This window comes from Pseudomonas tehranensis, assembly GCF_014268615.1.
Lineage (GTDB): Bacteria > Pseudomonadota > Gammaproteobacteria > Pseudomonadales > Pseudomonadaceae > Aquipseudomonas > Aquipseudomonas tehranensis.
Map to the genome: position 1 here is coordinate 1 of NZ_JABWQV010000403.1, position 2,792 is coordinate 2,792.

Annotated in this window: 3 protein-coding genes; 1 reads left to right on the top strand and 2 read right to left on the bottom strand. The window is 64.3% G+C overall.

The window, feature by feature from the left end; translation table 11 throughout:
- The first annotated feature begins 111 nt into the window (after window positions 1–111).
- Window positions 112–753 carry a pentapeptide repeat-containing protein gene (locus HU811_RS26440; RefSeq protein ID WP_186659019.1) on the top strand — a complete coding sequence of 214 codons (642 nt, stop codon included), beginning with the start codon at window positions 112–114 and terminating at the stop codon, window positions 751–753.
- A gap of 84 nt (window positions 754–837) precedes the next feature.
- Here HU811_RS26440 and HU811_RS26445 read toward each other — a convergent pair whose 3' ends face one another.
- Both HU811_RS26445 and HU811_RS26450 read right to left on the bottom strand, forming a co-directional pair.
- Window positions 838–1,476 carry a response regulator gene (locus HU811_RS26445; RefSeq protein ID WP_092398665.1) on the bottom strand — a complete coding sequence of 213 codons (639 nt, stop codon included), beginning with the start codon at window positions 1,474–1,476 and terminating at the stop codon, window positions 838–840.
- Window positions 1,476–2,732 (bottom strand): HAMP domain-containing sensor histidine kinase, encoded by a 1,257-nt coding sequence (locus HU811_RS26450; RefSeq protein ID WP_186659022.1) that lies wholly within the window; start codon window positions 2,730–2,732, stop codon window positions 1,476–1,478. The genes HU811_RS26445 and HU811_RS26450 overlap by 1 nt, the downstream gene beginning before the upstream one ends.
- Window positions 2,733–2,792: the final 60 nt, after the last annotated feature.

Sequence of the window (2,792 nt, forward strand, 5' to 3'; positions counted from 1 at the left end):
ACTGTGGGAGCGGGCTTGCTCGCGAAAGCGATGGTTCAGTCAGCGGTGATGTTGAATGTCCCGCTGCTATCGCGAGCAGGTTCGCTCCCGCAGCCAACCGAGTTCACTGTCATGAGATTTCTCCCTCTGCTGCTTCTGCTCATCGGCGCCCATGCCAGCGCCGACGACCCCGACACGCCCCTGACCGTCAACGGCTGCATCATCGCCGAATCCAGCCAATGCCCCGGCGCCGATCTTCGCGGTGCCCGGCTGGCCAACCAGGACCTGCGCAAAATGAACCTCAGCGGTGCCGACCTGCGCGGCGCCGATCTGCGCCATGCCCGGCTGGACCTGGCCAATCTGGAAAAGGCTCATCTGCAAGGCGCCAACCTGACCCGCGCCAGCCTGCAGCAAAGCAACCTGCGCCTGGCGGACTTCAGGGGGGCCACCCTCAAGGCAATCCAGGGTTGGGGCCTGTTCGCCCAAGGCGCGCAGTTCCAGAAAGCCGACCTGAGCGCCGCGTATCTTCAATTCGCCCGGCTGTCCGGAGCCCGAATGCACGAAACCAATCTGCAAGCCGCCGACCTGGAAATGGCCTGGCTGAGCAAGGCAGACCTCAAGGGCGCCGACCTGCGCGACGCCAACCTGCAGGAAGCCAAGCTTGGCGAAAGCAACTTGGAAGACGCCAACCTGAGCGGTTCACGCCAGCATTATGGGAATTTTCAGGATGCGAATATGCAAGGATGTACGGGCTGCCCGACGACTTGGGATTAGTACCCATTCAAGGACCGACACAGATCCCGTGGCGAGGGAGCTTGCTCCCTCGCCACAGTTGTGTATTGCTTTCAAGGATGGGATTCACCCCGCCACCCGCACCACGCCCATGTCGATCCCCAAATGCACCAGTTCGGCATGGGAGCTGACCTGCAGCTTGCTCTTGAGCAGCGTCAAGTGATTGGACACGGTCTTGGCGCTGATGCACAGCTGTTCGGCAATGGTGCGCGCCGGGGTGCCCCTGGCGAGCATGACGAAGATCTCCAGCTCGCGCTGGGTCATGCATTGCAAGCGCGGGTCGGTGTTGTGCCGGGTGCTGGCGCAGGCCAACTGGGTGGCCAGGGATTGCTCGATGTAGGCATGGCCGGCCAGCACCCGCCGCACCGCCTCCACCAGCACCTGGGGTGCCGAGTTCTTGGTCAGGTAGCCCGCAGCACCGGCGTCCAGCGCCTGGCGGACCAACGGCAATTCATCGTGCATGCTGAAGAACAACACCCGCAGTTGCGGCAGGCGCTGGCGCAGGCGCCGGGTAGTTTCCAGCCCACTGATGCCGGGCAGGCCGAAGTCCATGATCACCAAGTGAGGCACCTGCTCCAGCACCTGACTCAGCGCCTCTTCACCGGTGGCGGCTTCCCGCACTTGCAGGTCCGGCATCAGCGCCCGCAAAAGGCTGGCATAGCCCTGCCGAACCACCGCATGATCGTCGACCAACAAAATGTTCATCACGCCTCCAGGGGAATATTCAAGGCCAGCGCCCACCCGGCACCGGGCTGGCTGATGATCCGTAGTTCGCCACCCAGGCTGCGGGCACGCTCGGCCATCGAGTGCAGGCCAACGCCCGCTCGATGGGGCCCGGTCGCTCCCCGGCCGTTGTCACGCACCAGCAACCGCAAGCGCCCGGCCCGATGTTGCAGGCGAATCCGCACCTGCGTGGCGCCGGCATGCCGGACGACATTGGTCAGCGCTTCCTGCAACAGGCGATACAGATGGGTCTTGTTCGAGCCGGACAACGGCGGCAACGACGTGTTGATCCGTAACTGACAGGCGATGCCCTGGCTTTGTTGCCACTGAGCCACCAGCAGTTCGATGGCCTCGGACAGCGGCAGATGCTGCAGCACCACCGGATACAGGTCTTGCACCAGTGCACGGAATCCCTGCTGCAGGTGCTCGCAATGATCCTCAAGCTGGCTGACGGTCTGCTCCAGCTTCGGCGGCTGATCGATCACCAGCCGCAGCAAGCACGCCCGGGCGCGGATCCCCGCCACGTATTGGCCCAGGTCGTCGTGCAGGGTCCGGGCCAGGTGCGTGCGCTCCTGCTCCTGCACGGCCAGCAGCGCTTGGGTGAGCCGGGTGTTATCGGCCTGTGCCTGGGCCAGGGCAGCGGTCATGCGATTGAAATGCCCCGCCAGTTGTCGGGCCTCCGGGATAGCGTCAGCGGCCAGCCGCACCTGCAGATCGCCGGCAGAGACCTGACGCAGGGCCTGCAGCAATTCATCAAGCAATCCCATGCCCCGGCGCACCGCCCAACGGATCACCAGCAGGCTGACCAACAGCGCCAGCGCACAGACACCCAGCAGTTGCACCAGGGAATCGAGGATTTCTTCGATTTCGTCCCGAGGATCGACCGCGATCCAGGCCCGACGACCGTCGGGCAAATCCACCACCTCGGCAGCGGGATCGTCGGCCAGTAACCAGCGGCCAAACCAGGCGGACATCCCGCCCTCGATATTCACTGGGCGCATCTGCCCCGCCGCCAGCCAGTGAACCCGCACATGACGCAGACTGCCGGTCAGCCGCGACTGGAGACTGGTCGGGTTACGTTCGGCGGTTTCACTCAGGTAATGCACCACGGACTCGGCCGATTGCAGCTCGCGTTTCACATCGGCCGTGGCTTGATGCAGCAACAGGACCGCACAAGCCAGGGTGACCAAGGCGAAAAACGCCGTCACCCCGAGGTTGATTCGCCAGAGCGCTGACATGGTTAGTGCCCCGCTCCCTGGCCGGCACATAACCCCTGTGGGAGCGGGCTTGCTCGCGAA